This is a genomic window from Streptomyces sp. NPDC029044 (assembly GCF_040637495.1).
Classification (GTDB): domain Bacteria; phylum Actinomycetota; class Actinomycetes; order Streptomycetales; family Streptomycetaceae; genus Streptomyces.
In genome coordinates, this window is the sequence record NZ_JBEZWN010000034.1 from 1 (window position 1) to 15,585 (window position 15,585).

At 73.1% G+C, this 15,585-nt stretch carries 18 protein-coding genes, 1 tRNA gene and 1 pseudogene; 10 read left to right on the forward strand and 10 right to left on the reverse strand.

The annotated features are described in order from the left end of the window. The first annotated feature begins 153 nt into the window (after window positions 1-153). From AB0E85_RS24625 to AB0E85_RS24640, 4 genes are read left to right on the forward strand one after another with little or no spacing between them, the layout of a single operon-like run. Window positions 154-1,134: an alpha-ketoacid dehydrogenase subunit beta gene (locus tag AB0E85_RS24625; RefSeq protein ID WP_361930947.1), complete on the forward strand. Its 981-nt coding sequence runs from the start codon at window positions 154-156 to the stop codon at window positions 1,132-1,134. Window positions 1,135-1,175: 41 nt separating this feature from the next. Beyond that, entirely contained in the window at window positions 1,176-2,537 is a 1,362-nt protein-coding gene (locus AB0E85_RS24630; RefSeq protein WP_361930949.1) for an amidohydrolase family protein, read from the forward strand. Further along, window positions 2,534-3,415 carry a cupin domain-containing protein gene (locus AB0E85_RS24635; RefSeq protein ID WP_361930952.1) on the forward strand — a complete coding sequence of 294 codons (882 nt, stop codon included), beginning with the start codon at window positions 2,534-2,536 and terminating at the stop codon, window positions 3,413-3,415. Before AB0E85_RS24630 ends, AB0E85_RS24635 begins: the two co-directional genes overlap by 4 nt. Beyond that, window positions 3,412-4,101, forward strand: a complete 690-nt coding sequence (locus AB0E85_RS24640; RefSeq protein ID WP_361930955.1) for an SDR family oxidoreductase — start codon at window positions 3,412-3,414, stop codon at window positions 4,099-4,101. Before AB0E85_RS24635 ends, AB0E85_RS24640 begins: the two co-directional genes overlap by 4 nt. Before the next feature lie 34 nt (window positions 4,102-4,135). On the opposite strand, the gene AB0E85_RS24645 is transcribed toward AB0E85_RS24640, so the two are convergent. From AB0E85_RS24645 to AB0E85_RS24660, 4 genes are read right to left on the reverse strand one after another with little or no spacing between them, the layout of a single operon-like run. Next, the gene (locus tag AB0E85_RS24645; protein ID WP_361930958.1) at window positions 4,136-4,783 is read right to left on the reverse strand and encodes an endonuclease; all 648 of its coding nucleotides are present in this window, start codon (window positions 4,781-4,783) and stop codon (window positions 4,136-4,138) included. 4 nt (window positions 4,784-4,787) lie between these two features. Then, the gene (locus AB0E85_RS24650) at window positions 4,788-5,132 is read right to left on the reverse strand and encodes a DUF3140 domain-containing protein (protein WP_361930960.1); all 345 of its coding nucleotides are present in this window, start codon (window positions 5,130-5,132) and stop codon (window positions 4,788-4,790) included. Window positions 5,133-5,184: 52 nt separating this feature from the next. Next, entirely contained in the window at window positions 5,185-5,661 is a 477-nt protein-coding gene (locus tag AB0E85_RS24655) for a DNA starvation/stationary phase protection protein (protein ID WP_361930963.1), read from the reverse strand. Next, on the reverse strand, window positions 5,658-5,915 hold the full coding sequence (locus tag AB0E85_RS24660; protein WP_361930966.1) for a WhiB family transcriptional regulator: 258 nt from the start codon (window positions 5,913-5,915) through the stop codon (window positions 5,658-5,660). Before AB0E85_RS24660 ends, AB0E85_RS24655 begins: the two co-directional genes overlap by 4 nt. 184 nt (window positions 5,916-6,099) lie before the next feature. On the opposite strand from AB0E85_RS24660, the gene AB0E85_RS24665 reads away from it, so the two are divergent. Beyond that, complete coding sequence (locus AB0E85_RS24665) at window positions 6,100-7,287, forward strand: thiolase family protein (RefSeq protein ID WP_361930969.1); 1,188 nt, start codon at window positions 6,100-6,102, stop codon at window positions 7,285-7,287. Window positions 7,288-7,382: 95 nt separating this feature from the next. Further along, a complete protein-coding gene (locus tag AB0E85_RS24670; protein ID WP_361930972.1) occupies window positions 7,383-8,156 on the forward strand; it encodes a sulfite exporter TauE/SafE family protein in 774 nt (257 codons plus the stop codon). Here AB0E85_RS24670 and AB0E85_RS24675 read toward each other — a convergent pair. Then, window positions 8,142-8,942: an HAD-IIA family hydrolase gene (locus AB0E85_RS24675; protein ID WP_361930974.1), complete on the reverse strand. Its 801-nt coding sequence runs from the start codon at window positions 8,940-8,942 to the stop codon at window positions 8,142-8,144. The genes AB0E85_RS24670 and AB0E85_RS24675 overlap by 15 nt on opposite strands. A gap of 114 nt (window positions 8,943-9,056) precedes the next feature. Here AB0E85_RS24675 and AB0E85_RS24680 point away from each other — a divergent pair, with 114 nt between their 5' ends. Next, window positions 9,057-9,797, forward strand: a complete 741-nt coding sequence (locus tag AB0E85_RS24680) for a cobalt-precorrin-6A reductase (RefSeq protein ID WP_361930977.1) — start codon at window positions 9,057-9,059, stop codon at window positions 9,795-9,797. 5 nt (window positions 9,798-9,802) lie between these two features. Here the strand turns inward: AB0E85_RS24680 and AB0E85_RS24685 are convergent. The 3 genes and pseudogenes from AB0E85_RS24685 to AB0E85_RS24695 all read right to left on the reverse strand — a co-directional run. Further along, window positions 9,803-9,994, reverse strand: a pseudogene (locus AB0E85_RS24685) (hypothetical protein); the annotation flags it as partial. 63 nt (window positions 9,995-10,057) lie between these two features. Beyond that, the gene (gene cobF / locus AB0E85_RS24690; RefSeq protein WP_361930979.1) at window positions 10,058-10,828 is read right to left on the reverse strand and encodes a precorrin-6A synthase (deacetylating); all 771 of its coding nucleotides are present in this window, start codon (window positions 10,826-10,828) and stop codon (window positions 10,058-10,060) included. A gap of 93 nt (window positions 10,829-10,921) precedes the next feature. Beyond that, window positions 10,922-11,461: a DUF309 domain-containing protein gene (locus AB0E85_RS24695; RefSeq protein WP_361930982.1), complete on the reverse strand. Its 540-nt coding sequence runs from the start codon at window positions 11,459-11,461 to the stop codon at window positions 10,922-10,924. Window positions 11,462-11,559: 98 nt separating this feature from the next. Between AB0E85_RS24695 and AB0E85_RS24700 the strand changes: the two genes are divergently transcribed. From AB0E85_RS24700 to AB0E85_RS24710, 3 genes are all read left to right on the forward strand, one after another. Continuing rightward, a tRNA-Pro gene (locus AB0E85_RS24700) sits at window positions 11,560-11,633 on the forward strand. Between the two features lie 154 nt (window positions 11,634-11,787). After that, on the forward strand, window positions 11,788-12,771 hold the full coding sequence (locus tag AB0E85_RS24705) for an aldo/keto reductase (RefSeq protein WP_361930984.1): 984 nt from the start codon (window positions 11,788-11,790) through the stop codon (window positions 12,769-12,771). Window positions 12,772-12,827: 56 nt separating this feature from the next. Continuing rightward, window positions 12,828-13,655, forward strand: coding sequence for a DUF427 domain-containing protein (locus AB0E85_RS24710; RefSeq protein ID WP_361930987.1), 828 nt, complete (start codon window positions 12,828-12,830; stop codon window positions 13,653-13,655). On the opposite strand, the gene AB0E85_RS24715 is transcribed toward AB0E85_RS24710, so the two are convergent. Beyond that, window positions 13,621-14,379, reverse strand: coding sequence for a TetR/AcrR family transcriptional regulator (locus AB0E85_RS24715; protein ID WP_361930990.1), 759 nt, complete (start codon window positions 14,377-14,379; stop codon window positions 13,621-13,623). The two genes, AB0E85_RS24710 and AB0E85_RS24715, sit on opposite strands and share 35 nt — an antisense overlap. A gap of 130 nt (window positions 14,380-14,509) precedes the next feature. Further along, the gene (locus AB0E85_RS24720; protein WP_361930992.1) at window positions 14,510-15,577 is read right to left on the reverse strand and encodes a GNAT family N-acetyltransferase; all 1,068 of its coding nucleotides are present in this window, start codon (window positions 15,575-15,577) and stop codon (window positions 14,510-14,512) included. Window positions 15,578-15,585 lie beyond the last annotated feature (8 nt).

Below are 15,585 nucleotides of genomic sequence, written 5' to 3' on the forward strand. Positions count from 1 at the left end.
CCCTCTCTCCCCCCACCCGCCGCTCTCCCGCTCGGCGGGGGCCGCGGGGGGGGCCGGGGTGGTGGGGGCGGGGGCGGGGGGGGCGGCGCAGGCCGCGCCGCCGCCCGACCCGCGTGAGGCACTGACCGACATGTGGGCGGACGGGGGTGCCGCATGGCGGACGTGATCACCTACCGGAACGCGGTCGCCGAGGGCATCGCCCGCGAGATGCGGCGGGACGCCTCAGTCGTGTGCCTCGGGGAGGACATCGCCGCGGCCGGCGGGGTGTTCAAGACGACCACGGGGCTGCTGGAGGAGTTCGGGCCCGAGCGCGTGTGGGACACGCCGATCTCCGAACAGGCCATCGTGGGCGCGGCGATGGGCGCCGCCATGACGGGGATGCGCCCGGTCGCGGAGATCATGTTCTCCGACTTCCTGGCCTGCTGCTGGGACTACCTCGCCAACGAGATCCCCAAGGTTCGCTACATGACCGGCGGCCAGGTGACCGTGCCCCTCGTCGTGCGCACCGCCAACGGCGGCGGGCTCGGCTTCGGCGCCCAGCACTCCCAGGCCACCGAGAACTGGGCGCTGACCGTCCCCGGGCTGAAGATCGCGGCGCCGGCGACACCGGCCGACGTCACCGGCATGCTGGCGGCGGCGATCCGCAGCGACGACCCGGTGGTCTTCTTCGAGCACAAGGGGCTGCTCGCGACCAAGGGGCCGAAGCCCCCGCCCGGTCACGTCGTGGAGCTCGGCCGGGCCGCGGTCGTCCGCGAGGGCACCGACGTCACGCTCGTCGCGCTCGCCTCGACGGTTCCCCTGGCCCGCGAGGCCGCAGACGTCCTGGCCCGGGAGGGCATCGAGGCCGAGGTGGTCGACCTGCGCTGTCTGGTCCCGCTGGACGCCACGACCGTCCTCGCCTCGCTGGGCAAGACCTCGCGGCTCGTCACCGTCGAGGAGAACCCGTACCAGGGCGGCTGGGGCGCCACCGTCGTCTCGGTCGTCGCCGACGAGGGATTCGCCCTGCTGGACGCGCCCGTGCGGCGGGTCGCGGGGGAGTGCGTCCCGCTGCCGTTCGCCGACACGCTGGAGCAACAGGTCATCCCCACCGTCGACAAGATCGTCACGGAGGTCCGCCGGCTCGCCGCGTACTGAGCCGCACACCCGCCACCGCACACCCCATGGGAGGAAGCGCGATGACCACCAGGACACTGCTGCGCTCCGGTCACGTGATCTCGATGGACCCGGACATCGGGGACCTGCCCCAGGGGGACGTCCTCGTCGAGGACGGCCGGATCGCGGCCGTCGAGCCGGAGATCAGCGCCGACGCCGAGGTCCTCGACATGACCGGCCACATCGTGATCCCCGGCTTCGTCGACACCCACCGTCACACCTGGGAGGCCCCCATCCGGGGCGTCGCCCCCGACGCCACCCTCGACGACTACTTCGTCGACATCCTCGACACCTTCGCACCGCTGTACACCCCCGAGGACGTGTACGCGGGCAACCTCGCGGGCGCCCTGGAGTGCCTCAACGCCGGCATCACCACCCTCGTCGACTGGTCGCACATCAACAACACCCCCGAACATCCGGACGCGGCGATCCAGGGCCTGAAGGACTCCGGCATCCGGGCGCGGTACGCGTACGGCAGCGCCAACACGTCCCTCGCGGACTACTGGTTCGAGAGCCGGATCGTGATCCCGGCGGACGACGTACGGCGGATCCGGTCGACGCACTTCGCGTCCGACGACGGCCTGCTCACCATGGGCCTCGCCACCCGCGGCCCCGGCTTCTGCGTCGACGAGGTCGTCACCGCCGAGTGGGCCATGGCGCGCGAGCTCGGCCTCCCCATCACCGTGCACGTGGCCATGGGCCGCCTCGCCGGCCGTTTCGGCATGGTCAGGCAGCTCCACGGGCTGGGGCTGCTCGGCCCGGACACCACTTACGTGCACAGCTGTTACCTCAGCGCGGAGGAGTGGCGGATGGTCGCCGACAGCGGTGGCACGGTGTCGGTCGCGCCGCAGGTGGAGCTCCAGATGGGGCACGGCTGGCCGCCCGTGATGCAGGCCATCGAGCACGGTCTGCGGCCCTCCCTCAGCATCGACGTGGTCACCACCGTTCCCGGCGACATGTTCACCCAGATCCGTGCGGCCTTCGGGGCCGAGCGCGCACGCGTCAACGCCGACTGCTGGCAGGCCAACATGCCCGTCCCCGGCACGATGCTGACGGCACGTCAGATGCTGGAGATCGCCACCGTGAACGGGGCCCACGTCGCCGGTCTGGAGGACCGCACCGGCTCCCTGACCCCGGGCAAGCGCGCCGACATCGTGGGGATCGACGCCACCGCCCCGAACGTCGCCCCCGTGCACGACGCGGCGGCCGCCGTGACCCTGTGCGCCGATGTCTCCAACGTGGACACGGTCCTCGTCGACGGCGTGATCCACAAGCGGGACGGCAGCCTCCTCGGCGACACCGCCCGTGCACTGCGGCTCGTCGGCGAGTCCAGGGACCGGCTCCTCGCGGCGAAGGAGGCCAAGGGGGCGAAGGCGCCGGCATGACGAATCACCTGGTGCGTCACGCCGCCGGCCCGGCCGAGCCGCCGCACGACGGCCGCGGTCACCGGCGCCGGGCGCTGGTCGGCGAGGACGACGGCAGCGTCCACACCGGCTTCGGCCTGTGCGAACTGCGGCCCGACGGGCGGGTGCCCGCCCACGTGCACTCCTACGAGGAGACCTTCTTCGTCCTCGACGGGGCAGTGATCCTCGACCTTCCGGACGGCTCGTACCTGCTGGAGACGGGCGACTACGGCCTGCTGCCGACCGGTGTTCCGCACGCCTGGCGCGGGGCCGGGGGCGCCGGCGGCCGCTGGGCGGACATGCTGGCCCCCGTGCCCCGCGCCCGCTACGGACACGACACCCAGGCCGTGCCGGACCTGCCCGCGCGCGAGCCGGCCCGGGTCGACGTCCGTGACCCGCGCACCCGCTCCTTCGGCCACTTCGAGCCCGGCCAGATGGATCCCGGCAAGCAGTCGCAGGACCTGCTGGCCGTCACGGCGAGCATGCGGACCGCGCTGCTGGTCTACAGCGGGATCACGGTGAAGATGATGATCGACGGCGATCTGGGCGCGGTCGCCTCGACCATGTTCATGGTGCAGTACGCGTCCGACGGGGTCATCGGAACCCACGACCATCCCTTCGAGGAGACCTATCTGATCCTGGAGGGCGTGGCCGAGGCCACCCTGGACGGCGAGCGGTACCGGCTGGAGCCCGGCGATCTGGCCTGGGCGGGCGTCGGATGTGTGCACGGATTCGTCAACGCGGGGCAGGGGACGCTGCGCTGGCTGGAGACACAGGCGCCGCAACCGCCGTCACGGCACTCGTACCGGTTCACGCGGGACTGGGACTATCTGCGCGCGGCACTGGAGGAGAAGTCATGAGCAGTGTGCTCGTCGTCGGCGGAACGTCCGGGATCGGGCTGGAGTTCGCCCGGGCGCGGGCCGGCCATGGAGACGACGTCGTTCTCACCAGCCGCGACGTCCAGCGGGCCGACACCGTCGCGAAGGAGGTCGGCGCCCGCGGACTCGCCCTCGACCTGGCCCGGCCGCTGGAGGTCGCGGGGGCCCTGGCCGGCATGGGGCGCGTCGACCATCTGGTGATCGCGGGCGTCACCCGGGACGACAACAAGGTGACCGAGTACGACATCGACGCCGCCCTGCGCCTGGTCACCCTGAAGCTGGTGGGCTACACGGAGGTGGTGCACACGCTGCGCGGCCGGCTGCACGACGACAGCTCCATCGTGCTGTTCGGCGGCCAGGCGAAGGAACGCCCCTACCCGGGCGCGACGACGGTGGCGACGGTCAACGCGGGGGTGCGGGGCCTGATGAACTCGCTGGCGGTGGAACTCGCTCCGGTCCGGGTCAACACCGTGCATCCCGGTGTCGTGGGCGACAGTCCGTACTGGCAGGCCAAACCGGAGAAGGTGCTCGCCACGCTGCGCACCGAGACCCCCACGGGCCGGCTCGCCACCATGGCGGACGTGGTCGACGCGGTCGACTTCCTGCTCCGCAACCGGTCGGTCAACGCCGTCGAACTGACGGTGGACGGCGGCTGGTTGCTCGGGTGAGCGGCCTTGCGGCGGAGGCGTCGGCGGGTGCCGGTCACCCGGCACGCCGCAGGGTGTCCTCCGCGACCTCCTTCTCCACCGCCGCCCGCACCAGCGCGGCGGCGAGGACGGCCGGGTCGGTGTCACCGGCCAGCTCGGTGAGGCGCTCCGGATCCTCGGGCAGGTCCAGCCGCTCGGCTCCCTGGAGGGCCTTGGCGTCCATGTAGGGAGCCGCCTCCGGCCAGATGCCCTGCGCCTCGCGCAGGAAGATGTCGGCACCGGCGGGCCCGATGCCGGGGAACTCCTGGAGGAGACGGCGCAGTTCGGCGACCTCGCCGTCCGCCTCCCGGCGCAGCCGCCGCAGGTCGCCGCCCCACCGCTCGGTCAGCAGCTCGGCGGCGTCGCTGAGCTGGGTGGCCGTGCGTTCGTCGTAGCGCCGGTAGCCGCCCTGGCCCAGGGCGTCGACCCGTTCCTGCCAGGAGGCCTGCGCCATACGGCGCGGATCGCGCAGCCCCGCCTCGTGCAGGGCACGGGCGGTGGCCAGCGCGATCGAGCCGCGGATGCGGGCACTGAGCAGGTGGGACAGCACCAGCAGCCGGTACAGCGGCTGCGGGGTGTCCTTCAGCCCGATGCCCGCCTCCTCGGCGTACGTCCGGCCGTGCGCGCCGACGAGTTCCCGTACGACGCGTTCTGGGCGGCCCACGTGCCTACCCCTTCAGCGTGTCGTGGCCGACCGTCATCAGCCAGCGCCGGCGCCGGGTGTCCTCGGCCGTCACCTCCGGCTCGGGCTCGTTCTCCAGGTCCACCTGCCCGGTGACCGTGTCCACGACCTTCCGCATCACGCGCAGGTCGTCCTCGGTCAGGTCGGTGCGCCGCTTCTGGAGGATCGCCAGGACGTGCTGCCCGGTGGCGGAGCCCGCCTGGTCCGGCAGCGGCTCGGTGGCCTCGTCGGCGTCGCGGACCCGCAGCCAGGCCGCGAGTTCCTGCGAGGTCATGTTCACCACGCGGTGGAAGTCCTCCCACAGCGCGTCGAGTTCGAGGGCGTCGGTCATCGCCTGCCCCTTCCGTACGTACGTCGGTCGTCCTGTGCCCGTCCCCGCCAGGTCAGCGGGGGAAGTTCTCGGCGTCGAACATCCAGCGCTGCTTCTCCAGCTCCGCGGTGATGCCGATCAGCAGGTCCTGGGTCACCGGGTCCGCCTTCTCGGTCACGTCGATGCGCTCGCGCAGCCGGCCGACCGCCTCCTGAAGCGCCTCCACCATCACCTCCACGGCGTCCGAGTCGCGCACCCAGCCCTCCTTCGGGGCGGGCAGCGTGAAGGCCTTGGCGATGGTCTCCGGCCGACCGTCCGGCGGGACGCCCAGCGCCGCGGACCGCTCCGCGACGGTGTCGGCGAAGTCCCGTGCCGTGGTGACCACCTCGTCGAGCTGGAGGTGGATGGACCGGAAGCGGGGGCCGACGACGTTCCAGTGCGCCTGCTTGCCCACCAGCGAGAGTCCGAGCAGATCCACCAGCGTGTCCTGGAGGGCCTCGCAGGAGACCTTGCGGGCGTCGTCGGGCAGTGTGCTCCTCACAGCCGTCATAGGGCACTTCTCCTTCTCGCGTCGTTCCTGGTCGTCCGGAGCAGTGCGTCGCGCTCCTCCTCGCCGGTGCCGCCCCACACGCCCGAGGCCTGACCGCTGCTCAGCGCGAAACTCAGACAGGGGTCGGTCACCGGGCAGCGTGCGCAGATCCGCTTCGCGGCGCTCACGTCCCGCAGGGCGGGGCCGGCGGTGCCCACGGGAAAGAACAGCTCGGGGTCCTCGTCCACGCAGGCGGCGCTCCGCAACCACTCCATGAACGCGCGGGTGCCCTGGGCACACTGGTGCAAACGCGTCGTGCGGGGATAGTCCGGCCTGCGATATGACCTGTAGGGAACGCCGGTGGGCGCAGAATCTTCACAGGTGGCGGGGCAAGGGGCTATAGTTCGAAACTAGCAGTGCTAATTAATGCGCGTTGTCGCGCGGCGTGAGGAGCCTCTCGTGCGTCCCGTCCACTTCGCGGCCGCCCGCCGCACCCCCATCGGCAAGCTACGGGGATCCCTCTCCTCGGTACGGCCCGACGACCTCGCGGCGACCGTCGTCCGCGCCCTGGTGACCGGCGTGCCCGCCCTGGACCCCGCCCGGATCGACGACGTCTACTGGGGCGCGGCGAACCAGGCCGGCGAGGACAACCGCAACGTGGCCCGCATGGCGGCGCTGCTCGCCGGTCTCCCCGACTCGGTGCCCGGCGCCACCGTCAACCGCCTCTGCGCCTCGGGCCTGGAGGCCGTGACCACGGCCGCCCGCACCATCGCCGCCGGCGAGGCCGACGTCGTGATCGCCGGCGGCTCCGAGTCGATGAGCCGCGCCCCCTTCGTCCTGCCCCGCCCCGACGACGCCCTGCCGCACCGCATGGAGACCGCCGACACCCGTCTCGGCTGGCGCCTGGTCAACCCGGCGATGCGCGATCTGCACGGCCTGCTGGCCATGGGCGAGACCGCCGAGGAGGTCGCCGCGCGGTACGGCATCCCGCGCGAACGCCAGGACGACTTCGCCCTGCGCAGCCACCAACGCGCCGCCCTGGCCCGCAGATACGGCCACTTCGACGACGAGCTCCTCCCGGTGGAGCGCCCCGACGGCGTGGTCGTCGACACCGACGAGTGCGTCCGCGAGGACACCTCGGTCGAGAAGCTGGCCCGGCTGAAGCCGGTCTTCCGGGACGGCGGCACGGTCACCGCGGGCAACGCCTCACCGATGAACGACGGCGCCGCCGGGCTCCTCCTCGTCAGCGAGGAGGCCCTGAACGACCTGGGCCTGGAGTCGCTGGGCCGCTACGTCGCCGGCGCCTCCGCCGGTGTCCACCCCGACATCATGGGCATCGGCCCCGTCCCCGCCACCCGCAAGGTGCTCACCCGCGCCGGCTGGAGCGTCGGCGACCTGGAGGAGGCCGAGTTCAACGAGGCCTTCGCCGCCCAGGCCCTGGCCTGCGTGGACCAGCTCGGCATCGACCCCGACCTGGTCAACCCCAGCGGCGGCGCCATCGCGCTGGGGCACCCCCTGGGCTGCTCCGGCGCCCGCATCCTCACGACGCTGCTCCACCGGATGCGGCGCACCGGGGCGGGACGGGGCCTCGCCACGATGTGCGTCGGCGTGGGACAGGGCAGCGCGGTCCTCGTCGAGCGGACATAGCGGCAGCCGAGCGGTGGCCCAGGCGGCCCGGCGGGCCCACCAGGCGAGACAGCGCTTACGGGCACCGGTTCGTTGCACATAGCATCAGTGTTCGCATGAACACCATGACGCTCTGGCACATCACCGGCTGGGAGTTCGCCGCCCTCGCCTTCGCGGCCCTGCTCGTCGGCTTCTCGAAGACCGCCGTGAGCGGGGCCAACACGGTCAGCCTCGCCATCTTCGCCGCCGTGCTGCCCGCCCGTGCCTCCACCGGCGTGCTGCTGCCCATCCTGATCGCCGGAGACCTCCTGGCCGTCGCCACCTACCGGCGGCACGCCCACTGGCCCACCCTGTGGCGGCTGTTCCCGGCGGTCGCCGCGGGCGTCGTCGTCGGCACGGTGTTCCTGCTCTGGGCGGACGACGCGGTCGTACGGACCTCGATCGGCGCGATCCTGCTGCTGATGGCGGCCGTGACGGTGTGGCGCCGGCGCACGGCCGACAAGGAGGAGGAGCCGGACTCGGTCGCCACCCGGTCGGGCCGCCTCAAGGCCCGCTCCTACGGCGTGCTCGGCGGCTTCACCACCATGGTCGCCAACGCCGGCGGCCCCGTGATGTCGATGTACCTGCTCTCCGCGGGCTTCCGCAAGCTCGGCTTCCTCGGCACCTCGGCCTTCTTCTTCCTCATCGTCAACGTCTCCAAGCTGCCCTTCAGCGCGGGCCTCGGCCTGATCGACGGCCGCTCGCTGCTCCTGGACCTGGCGCTCGTGGCGTTCGTGGTGCCCGGCGCGCTGCTGGGCAAGTGGGCCGTGCACAGGATCAACCAGCGGCTGTTCGAACAGCTCGTCATCGCGGCGACCGTCCTGGGCGGCCTGCAACTACTGCTGCGCTGACTCCCGCAGCAGCGCCGGAAGGTCCGCGAAGGAGTCGATCACGTGGTCGGGCGTGCCGTCGGCGTCCCGCAGCGTCTCCGGCTGGAACTTGCCCGTCCGCACGAGCACCCCGGTGACGCCGGCCCGCTGCGCCGCCAGCACGTCGGACTCGACGTCGTCCCCGACCATCACCGCCTCCCGCGCGCCGACGCCCAGCCGGGAGAGTGCCGACGCGAAGAACGCGCGTGCCGGCTTGCCGGTGATCTCGGCCTCCACCCGCGCGGCCCGTTCCAGCCCGGCGAGGAACGCCCCGGAATCCAGCCGCAGCCCCTCGTCCGTACGCCAGTACAGGTTGCGGTGCATCGCCACCAGCCGGGCTCCGCGCTGGAGATGCCCGAAGACCCGGTCGAGCTCCGTGTACCCGAACTCGGGACCGGCCCCACCGACCAGGACGACGTCCGGCACGGCCCCGGTGTCACCCTCCCCGACGACCGTGACACCGTCGAGGTCCTCCGCGATGTCGCCACTGTTCAGCAGCGCGCACCGGGCACCGGGACAGTGCTCGGCCAGGTACGCGGCGGTGGCGGCGGGCGCGGTCAGGATCTCCCCGGCGGACACCGGGAACCCCGCCTGCGCCAGCGTCCCGGCGATCGACGCCCGGGTGCGGGAGGTGGTGTTGGTGACCAGCAGGACGGCGAACCCGGCCGCCCTGACCTCCCGCAACGCCTCGACGGCCCCGGGCAACGGCCGCCACGAGACGGTGAGCACCCCGTCGATGTCGATGAGCACGGCACGCACGGACTCCATGCCAGGACGATAACGACCGGGAGCGGTGATCGCCGGTCACCACCCGCCCCGCCCCGGGCGGAACCCCACACCCGCCCCGCCCAGGGCAGAACCCGACCTCGTACGCTCGACGCCGTGTCCCCTCACGTCCTCGTCCTCGGCGGCACGGCCGAGGCCCGTGCCCTGGCCGCCGCGCTGGCCGAGCACCCCGGTGTCCGCGTCACGACGTCACTCGCCGGGCGCACGGCGAAGCCGGGAGCGCTCGACGGGGACGTGCGCGTCGGGGGCTTCGGCGGGGCCCGGGGACTGGCCGGGTGGCTGCGCGAGCAGGGCGTGGACGCCCTCGTCGACGCCACGCACCCCTTCGCCGGGTCGATCACGGCCAACGCCGCCCGCGCCGCGGCCGAGACCGGCGTACCCGCGGTGGTGCTCCGCCGCCCCGGGTGGCGGCCCCGCCCCGGGGACCACTGGCACCCGGCCCCCTCGCTGGACGCGGCAGCCGGCCTGCTCCCGCACCTCGGCCACCGGGTGCTCCTCACCACCGGGCGGCTCGGCCTGGCCTCCTTCGCCCACCTGACGCGGCTCCACTTCGTCGTACGGTCGGTGGATCCCCCCGAGCCGCCGATGCCGCCCGACACCCATGTGCTGCTCGCCCGCGGCCCGTTCACCGTCCCCGGCGAGACGGCCCTGCTGCGTGAGCACCGCATCGACGTCCTCGTGACCAAGGACAGCGGGGGAGCGGCGACGGCGGCCAAACTGACCGCGGCCCGGGACCTCGGTCTGCCGGTCGTGGTCGTACGGCGGCCGCCGCTGCCGGACGGCGTGACGGCCGTTCCCGATGTGGCAGGCGTGCTGGAGCGGCTGGGGCTCGGGTAGGACGCTCACACCGAGCCGGCCGCGAGGGACTTCTCCCCACTACGCGGCAGCCCATGGCTCAGATCCTCCACCAGCAGCCGCTTCGCGATCGCGTCGACCGCCACCCGCAGGTCGCTGTCCGAAGGACGGCCGATGTCCCGCCCCAGCCGGTCCTCCAGCCAGTCGGCCCAGGCCCGGGTGAGGACCGCCGCCTCCCTCCGAACTGCCCAGCGTACGGAAGAAGGTCACACGGGTGCCCGGTGATGTGCCCGCCGCTCCCGTCAGCCGCGGGGGTTCCGGCGCAGCAGATACGTGTCCATGATCCAGCCCTTGCGCTCACGGGCCTCGGCCCGCAGCCGCTCGATGCGGGGCCCGGCCTCGGCGATCGGGCCGGAGGCGAGGATCTCGTCCGGGGTGCCGATGTAGGCGCCCCAGTAGATGTCGACGTCCTCCTGCGCGTACTGCCGGAACGTCTGGTGGGCATCCAGCATCACCACCACGTCGTCCACACCCTCCGGGAAGCCCTCCGCCAGCCGCCGCCCGGTGGTGATCTGCACCGGCCGGGCCACCCGGTTGAGGCCCGTGCGGTGCCGGGCGACGAGCGCCGAGACGCTGCTGATGCCGGGCACGACGTCGTAGTCGAACGCCACGGCGCCCCGCTCCAGCACCTCCTCCAGGATCCCCAGCGTGCTGTCGTACAGCGACGGGTCGCCCCACACCAGGAACGCGCCGGTCTGCTCCTCGCCCAGCTCCTCGGCGATCAGCCGCTCATAGATGTCGGCCCGGGCGCTGCGCCAGTCCCCGACGGCGGGGGAGTACGCCGCGCCACCGGCGCTCCGGTCCCGCTCGGGGTCGCGCGCCTCGACGACGCGGTACGTCCCCCCGGGCACGTGCGCGTCGAGCATGTCCCGGCGCAGCCCGGTGAGATCCGCCTTCACCTCGCCCTTCTCCAGGATGAAGAACACGTCCGTGCTCCGCAGCGCCCTGACCGCCTGGAGGGTGAGCTGGTCGGGGTCGCCCGCACCGATACCGATGACATGAATCTTTCGCACGGCCCGAGTCTGCCGCACGCAAACCGGGGCGGGTACACCGAGGTCGGCTCGTCGCCCCTGGGTGTGGGGGAGGCCATCGTCCGTCGCCGCAGCTCAGCGCCCGGCTGCCGGACCCCGCAGCCGAGGCGCCCGCGACCCCGCGTCGACCGGCCGGCCGGTTCGTTCCACGTCCCCGGCCAGCTCCCGCGCCCACGCGGCCACGCTCACGACGTCGATCCCGTGCGGCAGATCCTGCCCGGCCGCGGATCCCCACGCCTCGGCCGCTCCCGCCCCGCGCCGCAGCAGCCGGGCCCCGCCGGTCAGGTTCCCCCGGGCGGCGTGCGTGAGCCCCACGGCGAGCTGGGCGAGCCCCCGCCACAGCTCGCGCTCCTGATCGGGCCCCGACTTCCACGCGTCCTCGAACACCTCGTGCGCGTGGAACGGCTTGCCCTCGTCCAGCAGCCGCTGCGCTTCCGCGACGGTCTCCTCGGGGGTGCGGACGACACCCTCGGGCTGCCGGGGCACCCCGTCCGCGCCGTACGGAAGGGGCCGCCCGAGACCGTCCCGGGGCCGGGCGTTGCGCGCCCGCCCCTCACTGTCACGGTCCCGTGCGTCGCCAGGCCGGTCCGGGGTGTTCTCTCCTGTGCTGCCCATACGCCGATTGTCCCGCCCGGCCCGCTTTCGGCGCGGCCAGGGGTGTGGGGTAAAGTGCTGTTCGCGCGATCACGCGGCTCACCGCGGGTGGCGCGCACCGGGACGTGGCGCAGCTTGGTAGCGCACTTGACTGGGGGTCAAGGGGTCGCAGGTTCAAATCCTGTCGTCCCGACGGTGCGAAGGGTCCCGCAGGCCGATGCCTGCGGGACCCTTTCGTTGTGCGTACACGCCGGCCCTGTGCGTACCCCCTTGACCTCAAGAGCACTCCAAGCTGAAGACTCCCCAGCGTGCCCCGAACCCCGGGGCACGCCCGAGGGGAGACACCCATGAAGTACCGCACGATCGGCACGGACCCGCGCACCCGCCGCGAGGTGAGCGTGCTCGCGCTCGGCGCGATGCTGTTCGGCTCGGTGACGGACGAGGCGACGTCCTTCGCCGTGCTCGACCGCTACGTCGAGGCCGGCGGCACCTTCATCGACACGTCCGACAACTACGCCTTCTGGACCGACGGCGGCCAGGGCGGCCAGAGCGAGGAACTCCTCGGGCGCTGGCGGCGCAGCCGCGGCGTCGGCGACGAGATCGTCATCGCGACGAAGCTCGGCGCCCGCCCCCTGGCCCCCGGCACCGGCTACACCGACAACCCCGAGGGCCTGTCGGCGAAGGTGATCCGCGAGTCGGCGCAGCGCAGCCGCGAGCGGCTCGGCATGGAGAAGCTCGACCTGCTCTACGCGCACATCGAGGACCACACCGTCCCGCTCCAGGAGACCGTCGAGGCCTTCGGCGGGCTCGTCGCCGAGGGCACGGTCGCACTGCTCGGCGTCAGCAACCACGCCACCTGGCGCGTCGAGCGGGCCCGGTCCCTTGCCGCCGCGGCCGGCCTGCCCGGCTACGAGGTGCTCCAGTACGCGCACACCCACCTGCGCCCCCGCACCGACGTGCCCGACGGCCTCTTCCCGGACGGCAGCCTCGGCCACGCCGGCCCTGACCTGCTGAGCTACCTCAGGGCCGAACCCGGCCTGACCCTGGTCGCGTACTCACCCCTGCTCAAAGGCGCCTACACCCGCCCGGAGCGGCTGCCCGCCGACTTCGACCACCCCGGCACACCGGCCCGGCTGGCCGTACTGCGCGAGGTGGCCCGGGAGACCGGGGCGACCGTCAACCAGGTCGTGCTCGCCTGGCAGATCGGCGGCGACCTGCCCGTCCTGCCGCTGGCGGGGGTCTCCTCGGTCGCACAGCTGGAGGAGAACCTGGCGGCGGTGGACCTGGAGCTGACCCCGGAGCAGCTCGCCCGGCTGGACGCGGCGCACTGACACCGTGCGACCGTGGAGGGGAACGGCAAACCGGACCTCCGGAAGGAGCACCGGCCATGACCACCCACCCGGCCCATCCCGCCGCCGGCTCGATCAGCACCACCCCGGAAGGCCTCCTGTGGGAGCCCAGCGAGCGCTGGGTGCGCGGCCGCAAGGGCGACGTCACCGTCGTCGACAGCCGCCACCCGGTGCTCGTCTGGGAACCCGGCCTGCCCGTGCCCCAGTACGCCTTCCCGCGGGCCGACGTGCGTACCGACCTCCTGCGCCCGGCGGCCGACCCGCCCACCGGCACCCACACCGGCTCCCGGATCTTCTACGACCTGGCCGCCGGCGACGGTGAGGTACGCGCGAACGCGGCCTGGACCTTCCCCGCCGACGACCTGGCCGGTCACATCGCCTTCGAATGGTTCAGGCGCACCGACACGGGCCTCGACCACTGGTACGAGGAGGACGAAGAGATCTTCATCCACCCCCGTGACCCGCACAAGCGCGTCGACGCGCTGCCCAGCAGCCGGCACGTGCGGGTCGAGATCGACGGGCAGGTCGTCGCGGACAGCCACGACCCCGTCCTGCTCTTCGAGACCTCGCTGCCCACCCGGTACTACCTCCCCCGGGAGGACGTCCGCCTCGACCTGTTCGACGCCACCGGCCACCACACCGGGTGCCCCTACAAGGGCACCGCCTCGTACTGGTCCTGGCGCGACGAGGGCGACGTGCCGCCCAACCTCGTGTGGACCTATCCCGAACCGCTGCCCGCGGTGGCGGCGATCCAGGGGCGCGTGGCCTTCTTCAACGAGGTCGTCGACATCACGCTGGACGGCGAGCGCCTGGAACGCCCGGACACGCCGTTCAGCGGGATGCTGCGGAAGGCGAGCCGCCGGTGAAGCCGTCGAGCAGGGCGTCGAGACCGGCCGCGAGGCCCTCCGGGCCGCCCTGCTCGGCGAGCGCCGCCGCCGCCTCCCTGAGGGTCGGCAGCTCCTTCGCGGACAGCCGGTGCAGTCCGAGGCGGAAGGCCGGGTCGGTCTCGTCGGCGTTGTCCACCGTCGGGCGCAGCTCCACGGACACGTAGCCCAGCAGCCAGGCCGTGAAGGCGCGGAACACATCGGCCGCGGCCGCGTCGTCGAAGCCGGCGCCCCGCAGCAGGGACAGCACCCTCTCGTGATCCCGCAGGACCGCGGCGGGCCTGCGGGCGAGCGGCACCGCCAGCAGACGCGTCGAGAGCAGCGGCACCGCCTGGGGGTGCGTGAGACACACGGCGTAGGTCGCGCGGGCGATCCGGTGCAGCCCCGCCCGCCAGTCGGGGTCCTCGTCGGTGTCCGCGGCCAGCCGCTCCTCCAGCTCCAGGTACAGCGCCTCGACCAGCCCGTCGAGCAGCGAGTCCTTGCTCGACGCGTACCGGTAGAGCGCCATGGCCTCCACGCCGAGCTCGGTGCCGAGGCGGCGCATGCTGAGCGCCGAGAGCCCTTCGCGGTCCACCAGGGTCAGGGCACTGGCCAGCACCCGCTCCCGGTTCAGCCGGCCGTAGCGGCCGCGGTCGCTGGCGCGGCGGGCCTGGGTCGGCGCGGCCGCTCCGCCCTTGCCGCGACTCCTGGCTCGCTGCTCGGCCATGACCGCCTCCTCGTCTCGGGGGCTGGGCCCCGGCGCGACCCGGCATCCGCGGGTGTGACGTGTATACGTACATCGTAGGGCGGAGGGCCCCGGGCGGCCGGGAGGCCGGGCCGGGGAGAGGCGGCGGCAGTCAGCGGAGGCGGTCGACCACGCCGACGGCTCTGACCGCGGCGCGGTGCACCCGGGGGCTGGCATTGATCGCCGTGTGGGCGGTGCGGCCCGACGCCATGCGCAACCTGCACAGCACCGCTGCCGGGGTGCGCCGGCCGACGTACCCCTCGGTGACGCTCAGGTCCGCCGTCTTCAGCGCGTCCTTGTAGCGGGAGGTGCCCTTGCCCATGTCGATGTGGGTGATGCCGCGTTCCGCGGCCGCCCCGGCGCACTTGAGGTGGAGCAGGATGCCGGGTGAGTACTTGGCGAACCGGGTGTCGTAGGCGGGGAACCAGGTGGCGTACACCTCGCGGGAGCGCAGCCCGTAGAGCATGGCGACGGGGGTGTCACCCGCGCGAAGCACGGACAGGGTGCCCGAACAGGACTCGGACGGCAGGTCGAACAGTTCCCGCAGGAACGCCCTGAACCAGGCCTGGGAGAGCGGGTCGCGCTCTCCCCTGGCCTGGAGCTGGGCGGACTTCCAGCGGAACAGGGTGTCCAGCAGTGCGGGGTCGGGCGCGTGGAAGTCCAGCCGGAGCGGCCCCACGTCGCGGGCCAGCCTGCGTTCCTGTCCCCGCGCGGCCCGCAGCGTCTTGGGCCGCAGCCGTTCCAGGTAGGCCTGGTGGCCGCCGTTCAGTTCCATCACCGGGGAGGCGACCCGGGCGCGCGGCGTGCCCGCCGTCTCGAAGGGGGTCTGGCCCGCGGCCAGATGGTCGTACTCCCACAGCGCGAGACCACAGGCCTTGAGCAGGTCCGCGGGGTCCCAGTTCAGGCCCGGCCGGTGGATCAGGCCCTGGCAGTCGCAGAAGCCGGAGCCGATCGGTTTGCCGGCCCCCAGGGCGTGCCGCTCGAAGGGGAAGAACCCGACGGTGTCACCGTCCGCACGCAGGCGTGCCACCCGGGAGGTGGGACGCCTGCGGCCCACGGCCCGGGTGAACTCGCTGGCGAGAAAGGGACTGGCCAGTCTCAGCTCCGCGCGCTGCATGTCGTTCCACGCGCCGAGGTCGGCGGCGGTCAGTTCGTCGGGACGCAGAACGGTGACGTCCATTGCGATCA

Excerpts from the sequence above, each read along its gene's own strand:
- AB0E85_RS24625 (WP_361930947.1), top strand. The coding sequence starts at position 154 with ATGGCGGACGTGATCACCTACCGGAACGCGGTCGCCGAGGGCATCGCC.
- AB0E85_RS24630 (WP_361930949.1), top strand. The coding sequence starts at position 1,176 with ATGACCACCAGGACACTGCTGCGCTCCGGTCACGTGATCTCGATGGAC.
- AB0E85_RS24635 (WP_361930952.1), top strand. The coding sequence starts at position 2,534 with ATGACGAATCACCTGGTGCGTCACGCCGCCGGCCCGGCCGAGCCGCCG.
- AB0E85_RS24640 (WP_361930955.1), top strand. The coding sequence starts at position 3,412 with ATGAGCAGTGTGCTCGTCGTCGGCGGAACGTCCGGGATCGGGCTGGAG.
- AB0E85_RS24650 (WP_361930960.1), bottom strand. The coding sequence starts at position 5,132 with ATGACCGACGCCCTCGAACTCGACGCGCTGTGGGAGGACTTCCACCGC.
- AB0E85_RS24655 (WP_361930963.1), bottom strand. The coding sequence starts at position 5,661 with ATGACGGCTGTGAGGAGCACACTGCCCGACGACGCCCGCAAGGTCTCC.
- AB0E85_RS24660 (WP_361930966.1), bottom strand. The coding sequence starts at position 5,915 with ATGGAGTGGTTGCGGAGCGCCGCCTGCGTGGACGAGGACCCCGAGCTG.
- AB0E85_RS24670 (WP_361930972.1), top strand. The coding sequence starts at position 7,383 with ATGAACACCATGACGCTCTGGCACATCACCGGCTGGGAGTTCGCCGCC.
- AB0E85_RS24675 (WP_361930974.1), bottom strand. The coding sequence starts at position 8,942 with ATGGAGTCCGTGCGTGCCGTGCTCATCGACATCGACGGGGTGCTCACC.
- AB0E85_RS24695 (WP_361930982.1), bottom strand. The coding sequence starts at position 11,461 with ATGGGCAGCACAGGAGAGAACACCCCGGACCGGCCTGGCGACGCACGG.
- AB0E85_RS24705 (WP_361930984.1), top strand. The coding sequence starts at position 11,788 with ATGAAGTACCGCACGATCGGCACGGACCCGCGCACCCGCCGCGAGGTG.
- AB0E85_RS24710 (WP_361930987.1), top strand. The coding sequence starts at position 12,828 with ATGACCACCCACCCGGCCCATCCCGCCGCCGGCTCGATCAGCACCACC.
- AB0E85_RS24715 (WP_361930990.1), bottom strand. The coding sequence starts at position 14,379 with ATGGCCGAGCAGCGAGCCAGGAGTCGCGGCAAGGGCGGAGCGGCCGCG.
- AB0E85_RS24720 (WP_361930992.1), bottom strand. The coding sequence starts at position 15,577 with ATGGACGTCACCGTTCTGCGTCCCGACGAACTGACCGCCGCCGACCTC.